This window comes from Mycobacterium sp. PS03-16 (assembly GCF_004570325.1).
Classification (GTDB): Bacteria; Actinomycetota; Actinomycetes; order Mycobacteriales; family Mycobacteriaceae; genus Mycobacterium.
In genome coordinates, this window is sequence record NZ_SPQO01000004.1 from 188110 (window position 1) to 211206 (window position 23097).

A 23097-nucleotide genomic window follows, 5' to 3' on the forward strand; every position below is an offset into this window, starting at 1 on the left:
CGGCGCCCGCACGGGGGCAGAACGCGGATCAGGTCTTGTCGGCGTTGGTGCGCGGGAAGCCGCCGCCCTGCGGGAACAGCGGGAACACCACGTCGTCGAGGCGTTCCGCGTCGCCCGTGGTCTTGTTCACCGTCGCCCCCCACACGTTGCCGTCGGGGGACAGCTGCAGCGCCCAGGCGTGGCCGCGGGTGTCCTGCCGGATCACCTCGGGCTGCCCGGTCACCGCGCCCGTGTCGGGCGAGAGCCGCACCGCGACGGTCTGTTTCGTATTGACGAGGTTGACCAGCACGGTGCCGTCCAGCGCCGCGCAGCCCGCCACCCCCGGCCGGTCCGGCCAGGTCCACACCGTCGAGACCTTGGAGTCCTTGGTCATCCGCTGCAGCCGGTCGGCGGTCGGGGTGCGGTCGGTGACGTACAGCGACCCGTCCGACGGATCGATGCACATGCCGCCCGCGGGGCCCATGCCGCTCATCGCAGTGGTGGTGGGTGCCTGGTTGACCGTGGTCGGCTGCTCGATGCGCAACACCTTGCCCGCCGTCGAGGCGGGGTCGGCGGCCAGCGCCGGATTGCCGGCGTCGCCGGTATGCACGAGCAGCGTGGTCGGGCTGGTGAAGATCAACGATCCCATGTTGCCGGTGGCGCCCTTGGGGATCCCGGTCAGGATCGGCTTCGGCACGTCACCGTCGGCGATGCGCACCACCCGGTTGTCGGTCGGGGTGGAGACGTAGGCGTACATCAACCGGTCCTGGGCGTAGGTGGGGGACAGCACGATGTCCATCAGGCCGCCGTCACCGGACGGGTCGACCGGGATCGTGGTCTTCACCTTCGGCTCGGCGCGCACCGACACCTCTTTGACCGCGCCCGTCGTGCGCTCGGCCACGAGCGCCGACTGGCTGTCGGGCAGCATGATCAGCCCGCTGGTGCTCTCCAGACAGCCCTGCATCACACCGGGCGCCGGGCACGCCTTGGGGAACGGCTTGGCGGGCAGCGGCGGGGGCGGCGGTTCCGACGAGGTCGGGCCCGGACGCAACTCCGGCTCGGTGGTGAACGGCTGCGACTGTGCGGCGTCGAAACGCGCGCAGCCCGACCCGAGGAGCACCGCAGCGCACAGCAGTGCTGCCACCCCGAGAAGTGGCCGGCGCGTTGTCATGCTGGCCAGATTACGGATCGCCCGGCGATACGCGCCACGGCACAGGTGGGTAACAATCGCAAGACAGCCGCGGCACCGCCGTGGTAAATGCGCGATTCGCCGGTGATCAGCACTTACGCTGGCGCCCGTGACCAGTCATCACGCGGACGCGCGCACCTGGCAACGCCCCGACGATCCGGCCCGGCCGGCCTCGGCGAGCCTGGTCGACCCCGAAGACGACCTGCCGACGTCCAACTACGGCGGCGATTTCGAGACCACCGCGATCCCGCGCTACGACGCGAACAAGGCGGCGCCCGCGGCGCCGGCGTTCGGGTTGATCAACGACCCCGAGCCGCTGCCGTATGTGCACCCGGCCGGCCGGCAACCCATGGCGCCCTTCGGCGCCGAGCCGGTCGAGGTCGGCTACGACGAGGCCACCGACGAGCGCATCCGCGCGGCGCACCGGCGCGGCACCCAGCATCTGGGGCTGATGCTGCTGCGCGTCGGCCTGGGTGTGCTGCTGATCGCGCACGGCCTGCAGAAGACGTTCGGCTGGTGGGGCGGGCCGGGACTCGGCGGGTTCCGGGACTCGCTGGCCGAGGCCGGCTTCCAGCACGCGAGCATCCTGACCTATGTCGGCGCGGTCGGGCAGATCGGCGCCGGCCTGCTGCTCGTGCTCGGCCTGTTCACGCCGGTGGCGGCGGCCGTCGCCCTGGCCTACCTGATCAACGCCCTGCTGGCCGGAGTCGCCGCGCAGGAGCAGGGCGGGTTCCCGTTCTTCCTGCCCGGCGGCTTCGAATTCCAGGTGACGCTGATCGTGGTGGCCGCGGCGCTGGTCCTCACCGGCCCCGGCCGCTACGGATTCGACGCCGGCCGCGGCTGGGCGCGCCGGCCGTTCGTCGGATCGTTCGTCGCGTTGATGCTCGGGATCGGCCTGGGCATCGGCGTGTGGGTGCTGCTCAACGGCGCCAACCCGCTGGCCTGACCGCCGGTCCGGCTACTCGTAGGGGTTGGGCACCCGGCCGCCGCTGACGGCGGTCAGCCGCGGCAGCGTGTTGAACGTGACCGCGGGCAGCCGCACCTCGGTGCCGTCGCGCCGCGTCGCCCGCGCCCACTTGGCCCGGTCGAAGCGCAGCCCCACGATGTCGTCCCACGTCATCGTCGTGCTGCCCAGCACCGACCGGGCGGTGACGGTCTCCGCGTCGGCCACGGTGCGCAACCGCATGATCATCAGCGCGGCCAGCACCGGCAGCACCAGCAGCGGCGCGAACCAGCGGGGACTGGCCAGCACCATCGACATCAGCCCGAGGGTGAAGAACCCCACCGCGACGTAGGCCATCGGCGAGATCCGGATGACGACCGGGGCCGTGGGCGCCGGGGCGGGGGAGGAACTCACAGGTCCGATTCTGGCACCGCGGCGCACCCACCCGGTTCCCGAGTCGGTGAATTTGACCGATGACCAGTGCGGAGGCTACCGTCGAGTGTCATGCAGACCCCGGGAATGCTCGTAGTAATTGGTTGGCGCGTTGATGCCGCGCTAGCCCTTTGCCGGGCATAGCCACCAGCATCGACGCGCCACCCTCGAACAGCGACTCCGCTGTCGGGGGTTTTTTTCTGCCCGAGAACGCGTCCGACCACCCACGAAACACGACAAGAGGACACCGTGAGCGCACCGACCACGCGACCACCGCACCGCCCGGCGACACCCAACGGTGAGCAGGCCGTGGCGGCGGTACAGTCCACCAGCCCCAAGGTGATCCGGCCTCGCGAGATCGCGCCGGAGCAGATGACCGGAGCCCAGGCGGTCATCCGTTCGCTCGAGGAACTCGACGTGGACACGATCTTCGGTATCCCCGGTGGTGCGGTGCTGCCCGTCTACGACCCGCTCTTCGACTCCCGCAAGCTGCGCCACGTGCTGGTGCGCCACGAGCAGGGCGCCGGCCACGCCGCCAGCGGCTACGCCCATGCCACCGGGCGGGTCGGCGTGTGCATGGCGACCTCCGGCCCGGGAGCGACGAACCTGGTGACCCCGCTGGCCGATGCGCACATGGACTCGATCCCCGTCGTGGCGATCACCGGGCAGGTCGGCCGCGGGCTGATCGGCACCGACGCCTTCCAGGAAGCCGACATCTCCGGCATCACCATGCCGATCACCAAGCACAACTTCCTGGTGCGCAACGGTGACGACATCCCGCGCGCGCTGGCCGAGGCGTTCCACATCGCCGCGACCGGGCGGCCGGGTCCGGTGCTGGTCGACATCCCCAAGGACATCCTGCAGGGGCAGTGCACCTTCGCCTGGCCGCCGCAGATCGACCTGCCCGGCTACAAGCCGAACACCAAACCGCACAGCCGGCAGATCCGGGAGGCCGCCAAGCTGATCGCCGCGGCGAACAAGCCGGTCCTCTACGTCGGCGGCGGTGTGATCCGCGGTGAGGCCAGCGAGCAGCTGCTCGAGCTGGCCGAGCTGACCGGGATCCCCGTGGTGACCACGCTGATGGCCCGCGGCGCGTTCCCTGACAGCCATGCCCAGAACCTCGGCATGCCGGGGATGCACGGCACCGTGGCCGCGGTGGCCGCGCTGCAGCGCAGCGATCTGCTGATCGCGCTGGGCACCCGCTTCGACGACCGGGTGACCGGCAAGCTGGATTCCTTCGCCCCCGAGGCCAAGGTGATCCACGCCGACATCGACCCCGCCGAGATCGGCAAGAACCGCCACGCCGACGTCCCGATCGTGGGCGACGTGAAGGCCGTGATCGCCGACCTGATCGAGGCGCTGCGCCGCGACGGCACGATCGGCAACATCGAGATCGGCAAGTGGTGGTCCTACCTGAACAACGTCCAGGAGACCTATCCGCTGAGCTACGGCCCGCAGAGCGACGGCAGCCTCTCGCCCGAGTACGTCATCGAATCGCTGGGCAAGCTGGCCGGGCCGGACGCGATCTACGTCGCCGGCGTGGGTCAGCACCAGATGTGGGCGGCGCAGTTCATCTCCTACGAGAAGCCCAAGACGTGGCTGAATTCGGGCGGTCTGGGCACCATGGGCTTCGCGGTGCCCGCGGCCATGGGCGCCAAGATGGGCTGCCCCGACACCGAGGTGTGGGCGATCGACGGCGACGGCTGCTTCCAGATGACCAATCAGGAGTTGGCGACGTGTGCGATCGAGGGCATCCCGATCAAGGTGGCGTTGATCAACAACGGCAACCTCGGCATGGTGCGCCAGTGGCAGACGCTGTTCTACGAAGAGCGGTACAGCCAAACCGATCTGGCGACGCATTCGCGTCGCATCCCGGACTTCGTCAAGCTCGCCGAGGCGCTGGGCTGCGTGGGATTGCGTTGTGAGCGTGCCGAAGACGTGCAGGACGTGATCAACCAGGCGCGCGAGATCAACGACCGCCCGGTGGTGATCGACTTCACCGTCGGCGCCGACGCCCAGGTGTGGCCGATGGTCGCCGCAGGCACCAGCAACGACGAGATCATGGCCGCGCGCGACATCCGGCCGCTGTTCGACGACAACGAGGAAGGGCACGCCTGATGGCCACTCGAACCCACACCCTGTCGGTGCTCGTCGAGGACAAGCCGGGCGTCCTGGCCCGCGTCGCGTCGCTGTTCTCGCGCCGCGGCTTCAACATAGAGTCCCTGGCCGTCGGCGCGACGGAGCAGAAGGACATGTCGCGGATGACGATCGTGGTGAGTGTCGACGAGGCGCCGCTGGAGCAGATCACCAAACAGCTCAACAAGCTGATCAACGTGATCAAGATCGTCGAGCAGGACGAGGACAACTCGGTGGCCCGGGAACTCGCCCTGATCAAGGTGCGCACGGACGCCACCACCCGCGGTCAGGTCATCGAGGCGGTGAACCTGTTCCGCGCCAAGGTGGTCGACGTCTCCAACGAGTCGTTGACCGTCGAGGCCACGGGCACGCCCGGCAAGCTCGAAGCCCTGTTGCGGGTTTTGGAGCCGTACGGGATCCGTGAGATCGTGCAGTCCGGTGTGGTGTCGCTGTCGCGGGGCCCACGGGGCATTGGCGCAGTCAAATAGCTGAACAAGCACAACAGAGAGAGAAGACCCGAACGTGGCAGTTGAGATGTTCTATGACGACGATGCCGATCTGTCGATCATCCAGGGACGCAAGGTCGGCGTCATCGGATACGGCAGCCAGGGACACGCGCACTCGCTGAGCCTGCGCGATTCCGGTGTGCAGGTGAAGGTCGGCCTGCGCGAGGGCTCGAAGTCGCGCGAGAAGGTGACCGAGCAGGGTCTCGAGGTCGACACGCCCGCCGAGGTCGCCAAGTGGGCCGACGTGATCATGCTGCTCGCGCCCGACACCGCCCAGGCCGAGATCTTCAAGAACGACATCGAGCCCAACCTCACCGACGGCAACGCGCTGTTCTTCAGCCACGGCCTCAACATCCACTTCGGCCTGATCAAGCCGGCGGACAACATCACGGTCGGCATGGTCGCCCCCAAGGGCCCCGGCCACCTGGTGCGCCGCCAGTTCGTCGACGGCAAGGGCGTTCCCGCGCTCATCGCCGTGCACCAGGACCCCACCGGTGAGGGGCAGGCACTCGCGCTGTCCTACGCCAAGGCCATCGGCGGCACCCGCGCCGGCGTCATCAAGACCGACTTCAAGGAAGAGACCGAGACCGACCTGTTCGGTGAGCAGGCCGTGCTCTGCGGTGGCACCGAGGAACTGGTCAAGGCCGGCTTCGACGTCATGGTCGAGGCGGGGTACGCGCCGGAGATGGCGTACTTCGAGGTGCTGCACGAGCTCAAGCTGATCGTCGACCTGATGTACGAGGGCGGCATCGCCCGGATGAACTACTCCTGCTCGGACACCGCGGAGTTCGGCGGGTACATCTCCGGGCCCCGCGTCATCGACGCAGGCACCAAGGACCGCATGCGCGCCATCCTCAAGGACATCCAGGACGGCACGTTCGTCAAGCGCCTGGTGGCCAACATCGAGGGCGGCAACAAGGAGCTCGAGGATCTGCGCAAGAAGAACGCCGAGCACCCGATCGAGGTCACCGGCAAGCAGCTGCGCGACCTGATGAGCTGGGTCGACCGGCCGATCACCGAGACGGCCTAGTCACACTTGCGGATTCGGTGCAGTCGGTCGCGATCAACGCGACCGGCTGCACCGAATTCGCGTTTTCAGGGCGCGAGCGACGGCAGATCCCGGATACCGAACTCGCGCCGCAGCACGGTGCGCGCGGCGTAGAGGCCGGCCATGCCGTGCACCCCGGTACCGGGCGGCGTGGCCGAGGAGCACAGATAGGCCCGGGGGATGGGCGTCGTCCACGGGTTGAGCCGCGGGGTGGGCCCGATCATCGCGGCCGACAGCGTGGCGCCGCCGACGATGATGTCGCCGCCGACGTAGTTGGCGTTGTGCCGGGACATCTCGGCGGCCGGAACGCAGCGCGCGGCGACCACCAGGTCGCGGAATCCGGGCGCGACGCGTTCGAACATCGCGGTGATGGTCTCGGTGAGGTCGGCGGTCGAGCCCGCCGGGACGTGGGCATAGGTCCACAGCGGCCGGCGGCCCTCGGCGTCGATGCGCGTCGGATCGGCCAGATGCGGCAGCGACGCCAGCGTCATCGGCCATTCGGCGTGCCGGCCGGCGGCGATCTCGCGTTCGGCGAGCGCCATCTGCGCGCGGCTGCCGCCCATGTGCACGGTCACGGCGTTGCCGACACGGGGGTCGCGCCAGGGGATCTCGCCCGACAGCACGAAGTCGACCTTGCAGACGCCGGGCCCGTACCGGTAGCGGCGCAACGCCCGGCCGTAGCGCGGCGGTACGGCGTCGCCGTAGATGTCGAGCAGCGCGGTGGGGGCGGTGTCGTAGATGGCCACCCCGGCCGGCGGCGCGGTGACGGGGGAGTCGAGCACCAGTTCGCCGCCGTGCGCTCGGAGGTCGGCGACCAGTGCGTCGGCGATGCGCTGCGTCCCGCCGACGGGCACCGGCCAGCCCGCGGTGTGGGCGACGGTGCCCAGCATCAGTCCGGCGCCACTGTTCACCGGGGACGGCATGGTTGAGATGGCATGCACCCCAACGCCGGTGAACAGCGCGCGGGCGTCCTCGCCGCGCAGCAGTCCCCACAGCCTGCTGCCCTGGGCCAGCACCCGCAGGCCGGTGCGCACGGTCGTCGGCAGATCCGGTGGTAGCGAACGCTTGTCGCCGAGGAAGAAGCCGAGCACGCCGTCGACGTGCGAGACCAGCGGGCCGAACAGCCGCCGCCACGAGCCCCCGTGGTCGAGTTCGGCGCAGGTGCGCTCGAGCGAGCGGTAGGCGACCGCGGCCGGCCGGCCGGGCAGCGGGTTGGCGTAGGACACCTCGGGGGACACCAGGTCCACGCCGCGGGCCGCCAGATCGAATTCGGCGAAGAACGGCGATGCGACACCGAGCGGATGCACCGCCGAACACACGTCGTGGCGCACCTGCGGATACTGCGGGTCGGGCGCGGTGCGGGCGCCGCCGCCCGCGGTGGGCTGGGCCTCGAGCACCTGCACCCTGAGCCCGGCCCGGGCGCAGATGACGGCGGCCGCCAGCCCGTTGGGTCCGCTACCGATGACCGTGACGTCCACCACAGTTACCCTCCCGGGGTCGGAAAATACCCTACGGGTGGCCGGGCACGGCGCTCCTGCCCGCCGGTGGCGGATCGCCGACCTTTAGGCTGACCGCGTGAGTCTCCCCGTTGTACTGATAGCCGACAAACTCGCCGAGAGCACCGTCGCCGCCCTCGGTGACCAGGTGGAAGTGCGCTGGGTCGACGGTCCGGACCGCGAGAAGCTGCTGGCCGCCGTGCCCGAGGCCGACGCTCTGCTGGTGCGTTCGGCGACCACCGTCGACGCCGAGGTGCTGGCCGCGGCGCCTCGACTGAAGATCGTGGCCCGGGCCGGTGTCGGTCTGGACAACGTCGACGTCGACGCCGCCACCGCCCGCGGTGTGCTGGTGGTCAACGCGCCCACCTCCAACATCCACAGCGCCGCCGAGCACGCGCTCGCGCTGCTGCTGTCGGCCGCCCGCCAGGTCCCCGCCGCCGACGCGACCCTGCGCGCGCACACCTGGAAGCGGTCGTCGTTCTCGGGCACCGAGATCTTCGGCAAGACCGTCGGTGTGGTGGGCCTCGGCCGCATCGGCCAGCTGGTCGCGGCCCGGTTGGCCGCGTTCGGCACGCACGTCGTCGCCTACGACCCGTACGTGTCGCCGGCGCGGGCCGCCCAGCTCGGCATCGAACTGCTGACCCTCGACGAGCTGCTGGGCCGCGCCGACTTCATCTCGGTGCACCTGCCCAAGACGCCGGAGACGGCCGGGTTGATCGGCACCGAGGCGCTCGCCAAGACCAAGCCGGGCGTCATCATCGTCAACGCCGCGCGCGGTGGGCTGATCGACGAGCAGGCGCTGGCCGACGCCATCACCAGCGGGCACGTCCGCGCCGCCGGGCTCGACGTGTTCGCCACCGAACCCTGCACCGACAGCCCGCTGTTCGAGCTGCCGCAGGTCGTGGTCACCCCGCACCTGGGAGCTTCGACCGTCGAGGCGCAGGACCGGGCCGGCACCGACGTGGCGGCCAGCGTGCGGTTGGCGCTGGCCGGTGAGTTCGTGCCCGACGCGGTCAACGTCGGCGGCGGCGTGGTCGGCGAGGAGGTCGCGCCGTGGCTGGACCTGGTCCGCAAGCTGGGCCTGCTGATCGGTGCGCTGTCCTCGGAGCTGCCGGCGTCGCTGGCCGTGCAGGTGCGCGGTGAGCTGGCCTCCGAAGACGTTGGCGTACTGCGCCTCTCGGCACTGCGCGGGCTGTTCTCGGCCGTCATCGAAGATCCGGTGACGTTCGTCAACGCGCCCTCGCTGGCCGCCGAGCGCGGTGTCGAGGCGAGCATCTCGACCGCCTCGGAGAGCCCGAACCATCGCAGCGTGGTCGACGTGCGGGCGGTGTGTGCCGACGGTTCGGTGTGCAACGTCGCGGGGACGCTGTCCGGGCCGCAGCAGGTCGAGAAGATCGTGCAGATCAACGGCCGTAACTTCGATCTGCGCGCCGAAGGGGTGAACCTGATCGTGAACTACGCCGATCAGCCGGGCGCGCTGGGCAAGATCGGCACCCTGCTCGGCGCCGCCGACGTCAACATCCTCGCCGCGCAGCTCAGTCAGGACGCCGAGGGCCCCGGCGCGACGATCCTGCTGCGCCTCGACCGCGACGTGCCTGCCGAGGTGCGGACCGCCATCGCCGACTCGGTCGGCGCCAAGACACTGGAAGTGGTTGATCTGTCGTGACATCCGCGATGAGACTGGCGATCGTCGCCGGCGACGGCATCGGGCCCGAGGTGATCGGCGAAGCCGTCAAGGTGCTCGACGTGGTGCGGCCGAACGTCGAGAAGACGAGCTACGACCTGGGAGCGCGGCGTTTCCACGCCACCGGCGAGATCCTGCCCGACTCGGTGCTCGGGGAACTGCGTTCCCACGACGCGATCCTGCTCGGTGCGATCGGCGACCCGTCGGTGCCCAGCGGGGTGCTCGAGCGGGGCCTGTTGCTGCGCATCAGGTTCGAACTCGACCACCACATCAACCTGCGCCCGGCCCGGCTCTACCCCGGGGTGGCCAGCCCGCTCGCCGGCGATCCCGCCATCGACTTCGTCGTGGTGCGGGAGGGCACCGAGGGCCCGTACACGGGCACCGGCGGTGCGATCCGGGTCGGTACCCCGCACGAGGTCGCCACCGAGGTGAGCCTCAACACGGCCTTCGGGGTGCGCCGCGTGGTCGACGACGCGTTCCGGCGCGCGCAGCAGCGCCGCAAACACCTGACGCTGGTGCACAAGAACAACGTGCTGACCTTCGCCGGTGCGCTGTGGTGGCGCACCGTGCAGGAGGTGGCCGCCGGATATCCGGACGTCGAGGTCGCCTACCAGCACGTCGACGCCGCGACCATTCACATGGTGACCGATCCGGGCCGCTTCGACGTGATCGTCACCGACAACCTGTTCGGCGACATCGTCACCGATCTGGCCGCCGCGGTGTGCGGCGGCATCGGGCTGGCCGCCAGCGGCAACATCGATGCCACCCGCACCAACCCGTCGATGTTCGAACCCGTCCACGGCAGCGCGCCCGACATCGCCGGGCAGGGGCTGGCGGACCCGACGGCGGCGATCATGTCGGTGGCACTGCTGCTCTCGCACGTGGGCGACCACGAGGCGGCGGCGCGGGTGGACAAGGCGGTGGCCGAGCACCTGTCGAGCCGCGGTGACGAGAAGATGTCGACCTCCGCGATCGGTGACCGGATCGCCGGTCTGCTGTAGGTGACGCCGGCGCGGCAGTGCTGGCTGTTCGCGATCGGCTCGTCGCTGTTCGCGCTGGCGACCGCGCCGGGCTTCGCCCCGCTCGCCGGTGCCGGCGCGGCCAACGTGCTGTGCTTCGCCGGCTCCTTCTTCTTCACCAGCGCGGCGTGGATTCAGCTGTCGCGGTCGCGGGACCGGCCGCGGGCCGAATGGCTCTCGGCGGCCACCCAGTTCATGGGCACGCTGCTGTTCAACGTGAGCACCGGCGCGGCGGTGTGGGCGCACGCGGTCGCCGCCGAGCGGCGGCTGGTGTGGGCGCCGGACGCGACCGGTTCGGCGGCGTTCCTCGTCAGCGGGGCACTGGGCATCGTGGCGGTGAGCGCGAGCGCCGGGCTGGTCGCGGCGCGGTCGCGGGACTGGCAGGCGCAGTGGATCAACATGATCGGCTGTGTGGCGTTCGGGGTCTCCGCGGTGGGCGCCTTCGTCAGACCCACCGGCGTGACCGCGGATGCGTTGCTGGCCAACACCGGCACGTTCACCGGGGCACTGTGCTTTCTGGCCGCGGCGTTGCTGGTGCTGCCGCGCCGGGCATGAGGCCGGCGCGGTCCACGGCGACCGCACCGTCCTTGAGGACCAGCAGGATGTTGGCCGGTTCGGCGAGCGCGTCGATGTCGGTGAGCGGATCGCCCGCCACGACGACGAGGTCGGCGACCTTACCGGCCTCGACGGTGCCCAGCCGGTCCGACAGCCCGCACAGCTCGGCCGAGGTCGCGGTGGCCGCCACGATGGCCTGCATCGGTGTCAGACCGGCGAAGCGGACCAGCAACCCGAGCTCGGCGAGATTGCTGCCGTGCCGGGGGCCCAGCCCGGCGTCGGTGCCGACGGCGATCTTCACCCCGGCCGCTGCCGACGCGGCGATCGACTCGTGCGCGAGACCGTGCCAGTGGGCGCTCTTCTCGCGGCCGGCCGGCGAGGAGGTCACCTCCGCCATCGTCTCGAGCAGGGTCGGCACCAGGAAGATGCCGGCGTCGACCATCCGGCGGCGCAGGGTGTCATCGAGTGCGTAGCCGTGCTCGATGCTGGTGACGCCCGCGTCGACGGCCGCTTCGATCCCCACGCGGCCGATCGCGTGCGCCGCGACTCGCTTGTGCCCATGGGCGGTTGCCTCGGCGACCACCGCGGCGATCAGCTCGGTCCGCATGCCGAGCCAGTCCGGTTGATCGCTGGGCGAGCTGACCCCGCCGCTGGAGGCTACCTTGATGACGTCGGCGCCCGCCGCGATGAGTTCGCGGGTGCGCCGGCGTGCCTCGTCGACGGTGTCGACCAGTGACCCACCGATCAACGGCGTGAGGTCCAGTCCGGACGGCAGGCGGAAGTCGGCGTGTCCGCAGCTCTGGCTCATCATGTCGACGGCCACCAGCAGTCGCGGGCCGGGGATGAGGCCGTCGGCCACCGCGTCGCGGACCCCGGCGTCGATCCCCATGAGATCGCGCGCCGTGGTGACCCCGTTGTGCAGCGTGGTGCGCAGCCGCTCGATGAGCTCGAAGTGGCGGTAGGACGGTGGACGCAGCGCGAGGTCCAGTGGCGGGACGCCTGCGCCGGGCAGGGTGAAGTGGACGTGACAGTCGAAGAACCCGGGGCAGATGGTGTGACCGCCCACGTCGACGCGGGGTGCGTCGGTCGTGGGCGCATCGGAAAGCGTGCCCACCCAGGTTATTTGACCGTCCTCGATCAGGACCGCGGCGTCGGTCAGAGGTTCGGCGCCGGTGCCGTCGATGAGGGTGGCGTGGTGCAGCAGTAGGCGTCGCATCGCGGCCAACCTACCGCGTGGCCGGTCGCTACGGGGCGTGCACCGAGTCGACTGTGTACAGGTGCGGATCGAATCCGAGTGCGAGCTCGGCGGCCCTGGCCATGTGGTCGCGGGCGACCGGGTCGGACAGCATCGCCCGGTACTCCTCGGCGCTGTCCCACTGGGCGTAGTTGACGACGCGGGTCCCGTCGACCGCGACGTGGATGTTGGCCGACCGGAATCCGGCGATGTGGCGCATCACGTCCTCGGTCGCGCGGTCGAGCAGATCGGCGAGTTCCCGGGCGCGGTGTGGTTCGACGGTGAAGACGTTGATCAGGGTGGCGACCGGGCTGTGTCGGACGATCGTGGTCATCGCTGTCCCCTTCTATGTCAGGTTCCTTACACGCAGACCGTAGCACTGTGTAAGGTTCCTGACATGTCCGCGGAGGTGGAGAGCGGTGTCGGATACGGCGTCAAGCGGGTGCAGCAGGCGCTTCGGAGGCGCTGCGATGCGGCGTTGCGGCCGACGGGCCTGTCGATGTCGCAGTACGCCGTGCTGCGCGCGCTGGCCGACCATCCGGACGCCTCGGGCGCGGAGCTCGCCAGGCTGTGTTTCGTGACGCGCCAGTCGTTACAGGGCGTGCTCTCGGATCTGCGCGCCGCGCGGTGGGTGGACGACTCCCCGACGCAGATGCCCGGGCGGGCGAGGGCGTTGGCGTTGACGCCGGCCGGTCGCCGTCGGCTCGGCGCCGCGCACAGCGCGGTGCTCGCCGTGGAGGACGAGATGCTCGCCGGGCTCACCGCCCGGGCGCGCATACAGTTGGCCCGGCTGCTGGCCCGGTGTGCGGACAACCTCGAAGGTCGTTGCGACTGAGACCTTTCGCGGCGATGCCCGGCCGGTCGGTCAGACGGGGTCGGGTTCGGAATGCACCGGAACCAGGGGCAGTGCGATCAGCGGCAGCACCGCCAGCACGCCGAACGCGGCGGTATACCCGGCCACGCCGATCAGCCCGCCGAACACCGGCGCCGATACGGCCGAGGCGAGGTGCTGGCTGGTGTTCTGGGTGCCCAGTGCCCGGCCGCTCCAGAACGGACCGGCGATCTCGGCGATCGCGGTGAACGCCAACCCGTTGTCGGACACCGTGATCATCGAGGCGACGACCATCAGCGCCACGGCCACCGGGGAACCGAACGCATCGGTCACCGCGAGCAGGGCCAGCGTCAGCGCGGCGGCCGAGGCGATCCAGCGGATCGGCCGCAGCCGGCGCCCGACCCGGTCGGACAGGTACCCGGCGGCGATCCGGCCACCGGCGCCGAGGAGTTGGGCGACGGTGACCAGGGCGCCGGCCGACGCCGCGGACCACTGTCGTTCGGCCATCAGCCACACCAGCGTGAAGGTCCAGATCACCGCCTGCGGTATCACCAGGAGCACGGATGCGGCGTGGATCCGCCACAGCACGGCGGCCCCGCGGTACGGATTGGCCAGGTGTTCGGCCGGTGCCTGGGCACGCGGCGGGCGTGGTGGGTCCAGGACGCCGATCAGGCAGAGCGCGGCCGAGATCGCGCACACGACGGCGGGGAACAGCAGTGCCGCGGAGACGCCGTGGCTCTCGGCGACCCGCGGAATCACCAACGCCCCCAGGCCCACCCCGAGCGGCACCGCGGTCTGCCGGATACCCATCACCAGACCGCGCTTGTCGGGCGGGAACCAGCCGACCACCAGACGGCCGCTGGCCGAATTGCTGCTCGCGGCGGCCATTCCGCCGAGGAACAGCAGAGCTCCCACGGCGGGGAGGGAGTCGACGGCCGCCGCGGCGAAGGCGGCCGCCGCGGTGAGCACCGAACCCAGGGTCAGCACGAGACGTTCGCCGAACCGGTCCACCACGTAGCCCCACGCGATCAGCGTCACCACCATGCCGAAACTCGGCATCGACGACATCAGGCCGGCCAGCGCGAGGTCGAGGCCGCGCTCGGTGTGCAGCGTCGGGATGAGGAACGCCACACCGTTGATGAAGACGTTGGCACACATCGTCGAGGTGAGGGCGAGCATCAGCATCGACCACCGCCGTAGCGTGCCGATGCCGGTTGCCTCCATCGCTCCATGGTGACACGTCCATCTCAGATACTTGAACCATCGTCTCAGCATCCGAGAGCGTCGATCGTGCTGCGTACCGTGGCGGCCGTGATCGGGACACGGATGGTGCGTGGCGTGGCGGCGGTGATGCTCGCGGGCGGTCTGGCGGTGGCCGCACCGCCGGTGCCGGCGGTGGCGGCCACGCCCGACTGGTCGGGGCTCGACGCCCGCTCCTACGACGGCGCGCGGCCCCCGGCGGGCACGCTGATCACCGAGGTGCCGTTGGCGCGCCCGCTGTGGGTCCGCGGCGCGGGGCATGCCTATCGCATCGCCTACGCCACCGTCGACCAGCACGACCGGCCCGCGGTGAGCACCGCGGCGGTGTTCGTCCCGCCGGGCGAGGCTCCGCGGGGCGGCTGGCCGGTGATCGCCTGGGCGCACGGCACCGTCGGGCTCGGCGACGACTGCACGCCCTCGGCGCTGCCGCGCAGCCCCCGGGACGACGAGTACCTGACGCACTGGCTGGAGCAGGGCTACGCCGTCGTCGGTACCGACTACACCGGCCTGGGCACCCCGGGGCTGATGAGCTACCTCAACAGCGTCGCCTCGGCGCGCGCCCTCGTCGACTCCGTGGTGGCCGCGCACGGCCTGGCGGTGCCGCTGTCGGCGAAGTGGGCCATCGTCGGCCAGTCCCAGGGCGGTGCCGCGGCGGTCAGCGGCGCGCGCTGGGCCACCGAGTTCAGCCGCGGCAGCGGGCTGGACTACCGCGGGGTCGTGGCCACCGGGACCCCCGCCAACATCGAGCGGGTGGTCAAGCACGCCGGCCCCGACATGGTGCTGCCGCCGGAGCTCGGCCCCGCGGCCAACAGCTACGCCGCCTACATCGTGGCCGGATTCGCAGAGGCGCACCCCGAGCTCGACGTCGACGGCGTGCTCACCCCGGCCGGGCGGGACGCCGCGCGGCTGGCCGAAACCCTGTGCACACCGGCGCTCGACGAGGCGCTGCGCGCCCGCACCCCGGCGGACTTCTTCAGCGCGCCGCTGACCTCGCTGCCCGGCGCCGCCGACGCGCTCGACCGGTACCTCGGCATCCCGACCGACGGCTATGACCGGCCCCTGCTGCTCGGAGTCGGCCTGCGCGACCGCGACGTCCCGCCGAACTCGACGCTGAGCTTCGCCGACGAACTGACCGCCAACGGCCAGGACGTGACGCTGCGGGTCTACCCCGATCAGGACCACGGCGGCACGGTGCTGGCGTCGCTGCCGGACTCCACCGCGTTCCTGCGCACCGCGCTCGGCGGGGGCGCAGGCGGCTGACACTAGGCTGGCAGCCATGCGCCTTGGTCGAATCGCCAGCCCTGACGGGGTGGCCTTTGTCAGCATCGAGGGAGCGCCCGACGATCCCGAGACCGTGGTCAAGGAGATCGCCGAGCATCCCTTCGGCACCCCCACCTTCACCGGCCGGTCGTGGCCGCTCGCCGACGTCCGGCTGCTCGCGCCGATCCTGGCCAGCAAGGTGGTGGCGATCGGGAAGAACTACGCCGCGCACATCGAGGAGATGGGCGGCGGGCACTTCCCCGACCCGGTGATCTTCCTCAAACCCAACACCGCGATCGTCGGGCCGAACGTGCCGATCCAGTTGCCTGCCAACGCGAACCCGGTGCACTTCGAGGGTGAGTTGGCCGTGGTGATCGGACGGCCGTGCAAGGACGTGCCCGCGGCGCGCGCGGCCGAGAACATCCTGGGGTACACCATCGCCAACGACGTGTCGGCCCGCGACCAGCAGAAGGCGGACGGCCAGTGGGTCCGGGCCAAGGGCCACGACACCTTCTGCCCGGTGGGCCCGTGGATCGCCACCGACCTCGATCCGGCCGATCTGGATCTGCGCACCGAGGTGAACGGGGAGCTCAAGCAGCACAGCCGGACCTCGCTGATGATGCACGACGTGGGCGCCATCGTGGAGTGGGTCTCGGCGGTGATGACCCTGCTGCCCGGTGACCTGATCCTCACCGGCACACCGGAGGGCGTGGGGCCGATCGAGGACGGCGACACCGTCGCCATCACCGTCGAGGGTATCGGCACGTTGTCCAATCCCGTTGTACGCAAAGGAAAGTCATGACCGCCGCGTCGCCGGAAACCGTCCGGGTCCGCTTCTGCCCGTCGCCGACCGGCACGCCGCACGTCGGCCTGATCCGCACCGCGCTGTTCAACTGGGCCTACGCCCGCCACACCGGTGGGGCGTTCGTGTTCCGCATCGAGGACACCGATGCCCAGCGCGACAGCGAGGAAAGCTATCTGGCGCTGCTCGACGCCCTGAGCTGGCTGGGGCTCGACTATGACGAGGGTCCCGAGGTCGGCGGGCCCTACGCGCCGTACCGGCAGTCGCAGCGCCGGGAGCTCTACTCCGACGTGGTGGCGCGGCTGGTGGCGGCGGGGGAGGCCTACGAGGCGTTCTCCACCGCCGAGGAGGTCGAGGCGCGGCACGTGGCCGCCGGACGAAACCCCAAGCTGGGCTACGACAACTTCGACCGCGACCTCACCGATGAGCAGCGCGCGGCGTACCGTGCCGAGGGCCGTAACCCGGTGATCCGCTTGCGGATGCCCGATGTGGACATCACCTGGCGCGACCTGGTGCGGGGGGAGACCACGTTCGCCGGGGGCTCGATCCCCGACTTCGCGCTGACCCGCGGGACCGGTGAGCCGCTGTACACGCTGGTCAATCCCGTCGACGACGCGCTGATGAACATCACCCATGTGTTGCGCGGTGAAGATCTGCTGCCGTCCACGCCGCGCCAGATCGCCCTGTACCAGGCGCTGATCCGCCTCGGGGTGGCCGAGCGGGTGCCGGAGTTCGCGCACCTGCCGAGCGTCCTGGGCGACGGGAACAAGAAGCTCTCCAAACGGGATCCGCAGTCGAACCTGTTCCTGCACCGCGACCGCGGGTTCATTCCCGAGGGCCTGCTGAACTACCTCGCGCTGCTGGGCTGGGGCATCGCCGACGACCGCGACGTGTTCAGCATCAAGGAAATGGTGGCCGCCTTCGACGTCGCCGACGTCAACTCCAATCCGGCGCGCTTCGACCAGAAGAAGGCCGACGCGCTCAACGCCGAGCACATCCGGATGCTCGACGAGGCCGACTTCACCGCCCGGCTGCGGGATTACTTCGTCGCCCACGGCCACGACACCGGCCTCGACGACGCCGATTTCGCCGAGGCCGCCCGCTTGGTGCAGACCCGCATCGTGGTGCTCGGTGACGCCTGGGATCTGCTCAAGTTCCTCGACGAGGCGTCGTTCGCCCTCGACGAGAGGTCCGCCGCCAAGGAGCTCAAGGCCGACGCGGTGCCGGTGCTCGACGCCGCGCTGGCCGCCCTCGAGGCGGTCGGGGAGTGGACCACCACGGCGATCGAGGAGGCGCTCAAACAGGCGCTGCTCGAGGGCCTCGAGCTCAAGCCGCGCAAAGCGTTCGGTCCGCTGCGCGTCGCGGCCACCGGCGCGTCGGTGAGCCCGCCGCTGTTCGAGTCGCTCGAACTGCTGGGCCGCGACCGCAGCCTGGGACGGCTGCGCGCCGGACGCGACCATGCGGCGGCGTCCGCGGGCTGAGCACGGGCCGGGTCGAGGTACCGTGGCGAAAGCGGCCGGAAATCTTTGGTAGTGTGCACGTCGGCCCCGGAACGGTGCGCGAGGGCGATCCTCATCGCGTATCCGGCCCGGAAAGCGTCTGTGACCTGCGGTGACAGGCGGCCAATGGGGTATGGTGTAATTGGCAACACAGCTGATTCTGGTTCAGCCATTCTAGGTTCGAGTCCTGGTACCCCAGCTGTGCGAGCACCGGCGTCACCAGGCGCCGGGGCCCGTCCCGGCGATTAGGTCAGCGTGTTCGGCTGAGCTATGCTGACCTCCCGGAAGTTCTAGCCCCCGTCGTCTAGCGGCCTAGGACGCCGCCCTCTCACGGCGGTAGCGTGGGTTCGAATCCCATCGGGGGTACAACGCGACAAGGCGCCTGGTCCGTCGGACAGGCGCCTTTTGCGTCTCCGGCTTCGGCGCCCGAGATGGCGAGATCTTCGTCACGGCCGCCGGGCGCACGGTCACAGACGCCGGGTCATCGCCTCGGCCGCCGCCAGGAGATCGGCCGCCCAGCGGGCGCCGGGCCGTCGGCCCATCCGGTCGATCGGACCAGACACCGAGATCGCCGCGACGACGGCCCCGCGGCCGTCGCGCACCGGAGCGGAGACGCTGGCGACCCCCGGCTCACGCTCGGCGGCGCTCTGGGCCCAGCCGCGCTTGCGCACCTCGGCCAGCGTGCGGTCGGTGAACATCGCCGTCGGCAGGACCGCCTGCTGGGTCGCGGCGTCGGCGTAGGCGAGCAGCACCTTGGCGCCGGAGCCCGCCGTCATCGGCATCCGGGAGCCCACCGGCACGGTGTCACGAAGGCCCGCGGGCGGTTCCAGAGCCGCCACACAGACGCGGGCGGTGCCCTCCCGGCGGTAGAGCTGCACGCTCTCCCCGGTGATCTCGCGCAGCCGCGGCAGGACCAGCGCGCCGGCCGACAGCAGCGGATCGTTGACGTGGCCGGCCAATTCGGTCAGCGCGGGACCGAGCCGCCACCGGCCGTCGGCGTCACGGGCCAGCAGCCGGTGTGTTTCCAGGCCCGCGGCCAGGCGGTGCGCGGTGGCGCGGGGCAGCCCGGTGCGTTCGCACAATTCCGCCAGCGCACAGGGCGACTCCGCCACCGTGTGCAGTACGCCCACCGCTTTGTCGAGCACGCCGATGCCGCTATCCTGTCTCACAGGGAGATACTAACGTCCCGAAATGTGAGAATGCCAGCGCAACGTCGCAGGCCGAGGAACCCGAAGAAGCGAGAAGGTAATGGCACAGCCCGCCACGCCACGCACCCTGGCAGAGAAGGTGTGGGACGACCACGTCGTCGTTCCCGGCCCCGGAGAAGGCGCTGCGCGCCAACCGGACCTGATCTACATCGACCTGCACCTCGTGCACGAGGTGACCAGCCCTCAGGCCTTCGACGGTCTGCGGCTGGCCAACCGACCGGTGCACCGGCCGGATCTCACGATCGCCACCGAGGATCACAACGTCCCCACCGTCGACATCGACAAGCCGATCGCCGACCCGGTGTCTCGCACCCAGGTCGAGACGTTGCGCCGCAACTGCGCGGAGTTCGGCATCCGGCTGCACCCGATGGGCGACGCAGAACAGGGGATCGTGCACATCATCGGACCGCAACTCGGGCTGACCCAGCCCGGCATGACGGTCGTGTGCGGGGACAGCCACACCTCCACCCACGGCGCCTTCGGCGCGCTGGCCATGGGCATCGGCACCTCGGAGGTCGAACACGTCCTGGCCACCCAGACCCTGGCCCTGCGTCCGTTCAAGACCATGGCGGTCAACGTCGACGGGGAACTGCCGCCGGGGGTGAGCGCGAAAGACATCATCCTGGCCGTGATCGCCAAGATCGGCACCGGCGGTGGCCAGGGCCACGTCATCGAATACCGGGGCAGTGCCATCGAATCGCTGTCGATGGAGGGCCGGATGACGATCTGCAACATGAGCATCGAGGCCGGCGCCCGTGCCGGCATGGTGGCGCCGGACGACACCACGTTCGAGTTCCTGCGCGGCCGGCCGCACGCCCCGACGGGCGCCGACTGGGATGCCGCCGTCGCCGCGTGGCGCGAACTGCGTACCGACCCGGGGGCCGAATTCGACACCGAGGTCTACCTCGACGCGGCGGAGCTGAGCCCGTTCGTGACGTGGGGCACCAATCCCGGCCAGGGTGTGCCGCTGGCCGGCGCGGTGCCCGACCCGGAGCTGATGGTCGACGAGGGGGAGCGTCAGGCCGCCGAAAAGGCGTTGGCGTACATGGGTCTCGAGGCCGGTACGGCGATGCGCGACGTCGCGGTCGACACCGTGTTCGTCGGGTCGTGCACCAACGGGCGTATCGAGGATCTGCGCGTGGTCGCCGACGTGCTGCGCGGCCGTCGTGTCGCCGACGGTGTCCGGATGCTCGTGGTGCCCGGCTCCATGAGGGTGCGCGCGCAGGCCGAATCCGAAGGCCTCGACGAGATCTTCACCGGCGCGGGGGCCGAGTGGCGGCAGGCCGGCTGTTCGATGTGCCTGGGCATGAATCCCGATCAGCTCTCGCCGGGGCAGCGCTGTGCGTCGACGTCGAACCGCAATTTCGAGGGGCGCCAGGGCAAGGGCGGCCGTACGCATCTCGTCTCGCCTGCCGTGGCCGCCGCCACCGCCGTGCGCGGCACCCTGTCCTCCCCGGCCGATCTGGCCGCCGTCCCGACCCGCTGAGGAGACCCGATGGACGCCTTTCGCACCCACACCGGAATCGGCGTGCCGCTGCGCCGGTCCAACGTCGACACCGACCAGATCATCCCCGCCGTCTATCTGAAGCGGGTGACTAGAACGGGTTTCGAGGACGGTCTGTTCGCCGCCTGGCGCAGCGACCCGTCCTTCGTGCTGAACCTGCCGCCGTTCGACAAGGGCTCGGTTCTGGTCGCCGGACCGGACTTCGGCACCGGCAGCTCGCGCGAGCACGCCGTCTGGGCGCTGATGGACTACGGGTTCCGGGTGGTGATCTCGTCCCGGTTCGCCGACATCTTCCGCGGCAATTCCGGCAAAGCGGGGTTGTTGGCCGCGGAAGTGAACCAGGACGATGTGGAACTGCTCTGGAAACTCATCGAGCAGAACCCGGGGCTGGAACTCACTGTCGACCTTCAAGATCGAAACATTGTCGCGGGAACGGTCGTGGTGCCGTTCAAGATTGACGACTACACCGCGTGGCGGCTGCTTGAAGGGCTCGACGATATAGGCCTTACGCTGCGGAAACTCGCCGACATCGAAGATTACGAGCGGCGCAGGCCGAGCTGGAAACCGCGCACGCTGCCGGCCTGATCTCGACGGTGGAGGCGGCGAAATCGCCGCCTCCACACCCCGTTCCCGAGCGCCCGGCAGGTCGTTAAGGGAGGCAAGCGAATTGCCGAAAAGTTCGCCAGCTACCGCTGAAACCGCGCGTGGCTCTTGGAAATCAATGGTCAGTGGGTTTACCGTGTCCACTAGTCGGTCCAACGAGGACCACTGGTCTCGGAGGTTTGGATGAACAAAGCGGAGCTCATCGACGTACTGACAACCAAAATGGGCACCGACCGCCGGCAGGCCACCGCCGCGGTGGAGAACGTCGTGGACACCATCGTGCGCGCGGTGCACAAGGGCGAGAGTGTGACCATCACCGGTTTCGGTGTGTTCGAACAGCGCCGGCGCGCAGCCCGCGTCGCGCGCAACCCCCGTACGGGTGAGACGGTCAAGGTGAAGCCGACGTCGGTCCCCGCGTTCCGGCCCGGCGCTCAGTTCAAGGCGATCATCGCCGGCTCCCAGCGGCTCGCCGCCGAGGGCCCGGCGGTCAAGCGCGGCGTGGCGGCCGGCCCGGCCAAGCGCACCGCGAAGAAGGCGCCGGCCCGCAAGACCGCCGCCAAGAAGACCACCACGTCCGCCGCCGCGAAGAAGACGGCGCCGGCGAAGAAGGCGGCCACCAAGGCCCCGGCGAAGAAGACCGCGGCCAAGAAGACCACCACCACGGCCGCCGCCAAGAAGACGACGCCGGCCAAGAAGACCACGGCCGCCGCCAAGAAGACGGCGCCGGCCAAGAAGACCACGGCCGCCGCCAAGAAGACCGCTCCGGCGAAGAAGGCCGCGACCAAGGCGCCGGCCAAGAAGGCCACGAGCACTGCCGCGAAGAAGACGGCCAGCAAGGCGCCGGCGCGTAAGGCGCCGGCCAAGAAGGGCCGCAAGTAGTCCGGTGACACCGTCGACCGCCGCGGGGTCTGCTCGACCCGCGGCGGTCCGGTGCGTCTACTTGCCGGCCAGCGGGCTGCCGATGTGGTCGGCGGCCACGAGCCGGCCGTCGGCCAGCGACATCACCCAGGTGCTGCCCTTGCGGTTGCGCGACGTATCGGGCTTGACGCCCTCGTGGTCGCACCACCAGGCGATCAGGTCCGGAATCACCTTGCCCTGTGAACAGATCACCGGGGTCCGGCCGGCCGCGCCGGACTCGGTGACGATGTCCAGAAGCCGGCGCCGCGTCCCCTTCTTGTCCTTCGAGTAGGCCTCTTCGGTCAGCGCCTCGTCGGTGCGCACCGTCTGGCCCAGCTCCTCGGCCAGCGGTTCGACGGTCTGCACGCAGCGCAGGCGGTCGGCGGCGTACAGCGTGTCGGCGCCGAAGGCGAGCAGCTGGCCGACCAGTGACTCGGCCTGCGCCCGTCCGTGTTTGTCCAGCGGCCGCAGGCGGTCATCGCCGCGGAACCGCGACCGGCTCCCCGCCGTCGCGTGGCGCACGACCAGCACGGTGCGGGTGTCGGCCGGCAGCTTGGCGAACCGTCGCAACACCTTCCGGTCGTGCGGGTACCCCACCCGCTTGATCGCCTCCGGCACCGGCAGCCAGATCAGCTCGTCGACTTCGTCGTTGGGTTCGAACGTGCCGTCACCCGCGCGGGCGGCCCAGTACCGGACCTTCTTCAACCCCTGCTCGACCGGGTAGGACACCGACACCAGCCGACGTCCCAGCACACAGGAGAACCCGGTCTCCTCGCCGATCTCACGCACGGCGGTCACCGCCTCGGTCTCCCCGGGGTCCACCTTGCCCTTGGGCAGCGACCAGTCGTCGTAGCGCGGGCGGTGGATGACCGCGACCTCGGGGGGCGCGTCCGCGCCGTCGGACCGCCACAGCACCGCGCCGGCCGCCAGCACCGCCTTCTTGGACGGCTCCGGATTCTTGGACACGTCAACTCCTGCACATCATCTCGGAATGACCATCACACGCCGTAC

22 protein-coding genes and 2 tRNA genes are annotated in these 23097 nt (G+C 70.4%); 16 read left to right on the top strand and 8 right to left on the bottom strand.

Annotated elements, in window-relative coordinates; translation table 11 throughout:
• Nucleotides 1–28: 28 nt before the first annotated feature.
• Nucleotides 29–1150: a sorbosone dehydrogenase family protein gene (locus E4P42_RS05435; RefSeq protein WP_167759367.1), complete on the bottom strand. Its 1122-nt coding sequence runs from the start codon at nucleotides 1148–1150 to the stop codon at nucleotides 29–31.
• A gap of 127 nt (nucleotides 1151–1277) precedes the next feature.
• Here E4P42_RS05435 and E4P42_RS05440 point away from each other — a divergent pair, with 127 nt between their 5' ends.
• Nucleotides 1278–2114 (top strand): DoxX family protein, encoded by an 837-nt coding sequence (locus E4P42_RS05440; protein WP_135123810.1) that lies wholly within the window; start codon nucleotides 1278–1280, stop codon nucleotides 2112–2114.
• A 12-nt stretch (nucleotides 2115–2126) separates the two neighbouring features.
• Here the strand turns inward: E4P42_RS05440 and E4P42_RS05445 are convergent, their stop codons facing one another.
• The gene (locus E4P42_RS05445; protein ID WP_209305703.1) at nucleotides 2127–2468 is read right to left on the bottom strand and encodes a PH domain-containing protein; all 342 of its coding nucleotides are present in this window, start codon (nucleotides 2466–2468) and stop codon (nucleotides 2127–2129) included.
• 324 nt (nucleotides 2469–2792) lie between these two features.
• Between E4P42_RS05445 and E4P42_RS05450 the strand changes: the two genes are divergently transcribed.
• From E4P42_RS05450 to ilvC, 3 genes are read left to right on the top strand one after another with little or no spacing between them, the layout of a single operon-like run.
• On the top strand, nucleotides 2793–4661 hold the full coding sequence (locus tag E4P42_RS05450) for an acetolactate synthase large subunit (protein WP_135123814.1): 1869 nt from the start codon (nucleotides 2793–2795) through the stop codon (nucleotides 4659–4661).
• Complete coding sequence (gene ilvN, locus E4P42_RS05455; protein ID WP_135123816.1) at nucleotides 4661–5167, top strand: acetolactate synthase small subunit; 507 nt, start codon at nucleotides 4661–4663, stop codon at nucleotides 5165–5167. The genes E4P42_RS05450 and ilvN overlap by 1 nt, the downstream gene beginning before the upstream one ends.
• Before the next feature lie 46 nt (nucleotides 5168–5213).
• A complete protein-coding gene (ilvC, locus tag E4P42_RS05460; protein ID WP_209305704.1) occupies nucleotides 5214–6215 on the top strand; it encodes a ketol-acid reductoisomerase in 1002 nt (333 codons plus the stop codon).
• Between the two features lie 65 nt (nucleotides 6216–6280).
• Here the strand turns inward: ilvC and E4P42_RS05465 are convergent, their stop codons facing one another.
• Nucleotides 6281–7786 (bottom strand): NAD(P)/FAD-dependent oxidoreductase, encoded by a 1506-nt coding sequence (locus E4P42_RS05465; protein ID WP_135123820.1) that lies wholly within the window; start codon nucleotides 7784–7786, stop codon nucleotides 6281–6283.
• A 22-nt stretch (nucleotides 7787–7808) separates the two neighbouring features.
• Between E4P42_RS05465 and serA the strand changes: the two genes are divergently transcribed.
• Genes serA through E4P42_RS05480 form a run of 3 tightly spaced genes read left to right on the top strand, consistent with a single transcriptional unit; the run spans nucleotide 7809 to nucleotide 10987 of the window.
• On the top strand, nucleotides 7809–9395 hold the full coding sequence (gene serA, locus E4P42_RS05470; protein WP_135123823.1) for a phosphoglycerate dehydrogenase: 1587 nt from the start codon (nucleotides 7809–7811) through the stop codon (nucleotides 9393–9395).
• A gap of 8 nt (nucleotides 9396–9403) precedes the next feature.
• The gene (locus E4P42_RS05475; RefSeq protein ID WP_135123825.1) at nucleotides 9404–10414 is read left to right on the top strand and encodes a 3-isopropylmalate dehydrogenase; all 1011 of its coding nucleotides are present in this window, start codon (nucleotides 9404–9406) and stop codon (nucleotides 10412–10414) included.
• Nucleotides 10415–10987 carry a hypothetical protein gene (locus E4P42_RS05480; protein ID WP_135123827.1) on the top strand — a complete coding sequence of 191 codons (573 nt, stop codon included), beginning with the start codon at nucleotides 10415–10417 and terminating at the stop codon, nucleotides 10985–10987.
• Here the strand turns inward: E4P42_RS05480 and E4P42_RS05485 are convergent.
• Together E4P42_RS05485 and E4P42_RS05490 are read right to left on the bottom strand one after the other, a co-directional pair.
• A complete protein-coding gene (locus tag E4P42_RS05485; RefSeq protein ID WP_135123829.1) occupies nucleotides 10929–12203 on the bottom strand; it encodes an amidohydrolase family protein in 1275 nt (424 codons plus the stop codon). The genes E4P42_RS05480 and E4P42_RS05485 overlap by 59 nt on opposite strands.
• A gap of 28 nt (nucleotides 12204–12231) precedes the next feature.
• A complete protein-coding gene (locus E4P42_RS05490) occupies nucleotides 12232–12555 on the bottom strand; it encodes an antibiotic biosynthesis monooxygenase (RefSeq protein ID WP_135123831.1) in 324 nt (107 codons plus the stop codon).
• 63 nt (nucleotides 12556–12618) lie between these two features.
• On the opposite strand from E4P42_RS05490, the gene E4P42_RS05495 reads away from it, so the two are divergent.
• Nucleotides 12619–13056: a MarR family winged helix-turn-helix transcriptional regulator gene (locus E4P42_RS05495; protein WP_135123833.1), complete on the top strand. Its 438-nt coding sequence runs from the start codon at nucleotides 12619–12621 to the stop codon at nucleotides 13054–13056.
• A 30-nt stretch (nucleotides 13057–13086) separates the two neighbouring features.
• Here the strand turns inward: E4P42_RS05495 and E4P42_RS05500 are convergent, their stop codons facing one another.
• Nucleotides 13087–14277, bottom strand: a complete 1191-nt coding sequence (locus tag E4P42_RS05500) for an MFS transporter (RefSeq protein WP_135123835.1) — start codon at nucleotides 14275–14277, stop codon at nucleotides 13087–13089.
• A gap of 126 nt (nucleotides 14278–14403) precedes the next feature.
• Here E4P42_RS05500 and E4P42_RS05505 point away from each other — a divergent pair, with 126 nt between their 5' ends.
• The 5 genes from E4P42_RS05505 to E4P42_RS05525 all read left to right on the top strand — a co-directional run bounded on the left by E4P42_RS05505 (nucleotide 14404) and on the right by E4P42_RS05525 (nucleotide 18240).
• Nucleotides 14404–15573, top strand: coding sequence for a S9 family peptidase (locus tag E4P42_RS05505; protein ID WP_245233900.1), 1170 nt, complete (start codon nucleotides 14404–14406; stop codon nucleotides 15571–15573).
• A 16-nt stretch (nucleotides 15574–15589) separates the two neighbouring features.
• Nucleotides 15590–16375 carry a fumarylacetoacetate hydrolase family protein gene (locus E4P42_RS05510; RefSeq protein WP_135123837.1) on the top strand — a complete coding sequence of 262 codons (786 nt, stop codon included), beginning with the start codon at nucleotides 15590–15592 and terminating at the stop codon, nucleotides 16373–16375.
• Nucleotides 16372–17856, top strand: a complete 1485-nt coding sequence (gltX, locus tag E4P42_RS05515) for a glutamate--tRNA ligase (RefSeq protein WP_135123840.1) — start codon at nucleotides 16372–16374, stop codon at nucleotides 17854–17856. Before E4P42_RS05510 ends, gltX begins: the two co-directional genes overlap by 4 nt.
• A 145-nt stretch (nucleotides 17857–18001) precedes the next feature.
• Nucleotides 18002–18073, top strand: a tRNA-Gln gene (locus E4P42_RS05520).
• A 94-nt stretch (nucleotides 18074–18167) separates the two neighbouring features.
• Nucleotides 18168–18240: transfer RNA gene (locus E4P42_RS05525), tRNA-Glu, on the top strand.
• Between the two features lie 101 nt (nucleotides 18241–18341).
• Here E4P42_RS05525 and E4P42_RS05530 read toward each other — a convergent pair.
• Nucleotides 18342–19043 carry an IclR family transcriptional regulator gene (locus E4P42_RS05530; RefSeq protein ID WP_135123842.1) on the bottom strand — a complete coding sequence of 234 codons (702 nt, stop codon included), beginning with the start codon at nucleotides 19041–19043 and terminating at the stop codon, nucleotides 18342–18344.
• Between the two features lie 79 nt (nucleotides 19044–19122).
• Between E4P42_RS05530 and leuC the strand changes: the two genes are divergently transcribed.
• The 3 genes from leuC (at nucleotide 19123) to E4P42_RS05545 (ending at nucleotide 22068) form a co-directional block, all read left to right on the top strand.
• Nucleotides 19123–20568: a 3-isopropylmalate dehydratase large subunit gene (leuC, locus tag E4P42_RS05535; protein WP_135123844.1), complete on the top strand. Its 1446-nt coding sequence runs from the start codon at nucleotides 19123–19125 to the stop codon at nucleotides 20566–20568.
• A 9-nt stretch (nucleotides 20569–20577) separates the two neighbouring features.
• Nucleotides 20578–21171, top strand: coding sequence for a 3-isopropylmalate dehydratase small subunit (leuD, locus tag E4P42_RS05540; protein ID WP_135123846.1), 594 nt, complete (start codon nucleotides 20578–20580; stop codon nucleotides 21169–21171).
• A 201-nt stretch (nucleotides 21172–21372) separates the two neighbouring features.
• Nucleotides 21373–22068 carry an HU family DNA-binding protein gene (locus tag E4P42_RS05545; RefSeq protein ID WP_135123848.1) on the top strand — a complete coding sequence of 232 codons (696 nt, stop codon included), beginning with the start codon at nucleotides 21373–21375 and terminating at the stop codon, nucleotides 22066–22068.
• 57 nt (nucleotides 22069–22125) lie between these two features.
• On the opposite strand, the gene E4P42_RS05550 is transcribed toward E4P42_RS05545, so the two are convergent.
• On the bottom strand, nucleotides 22126–23052 hold the full coding sequence (locus tag E4P42_RS05550) for a bifunctional NUDIX hydrolase/histidine phosphatase family protein (protein ID WP_135123850.1): 927 nt from the start codon (nucleotides 23050–23052) through the stop codon (nucleotides 22126–22128).
• Nucleotides 23053–23097: the final 45 nt, after the last annotated feature.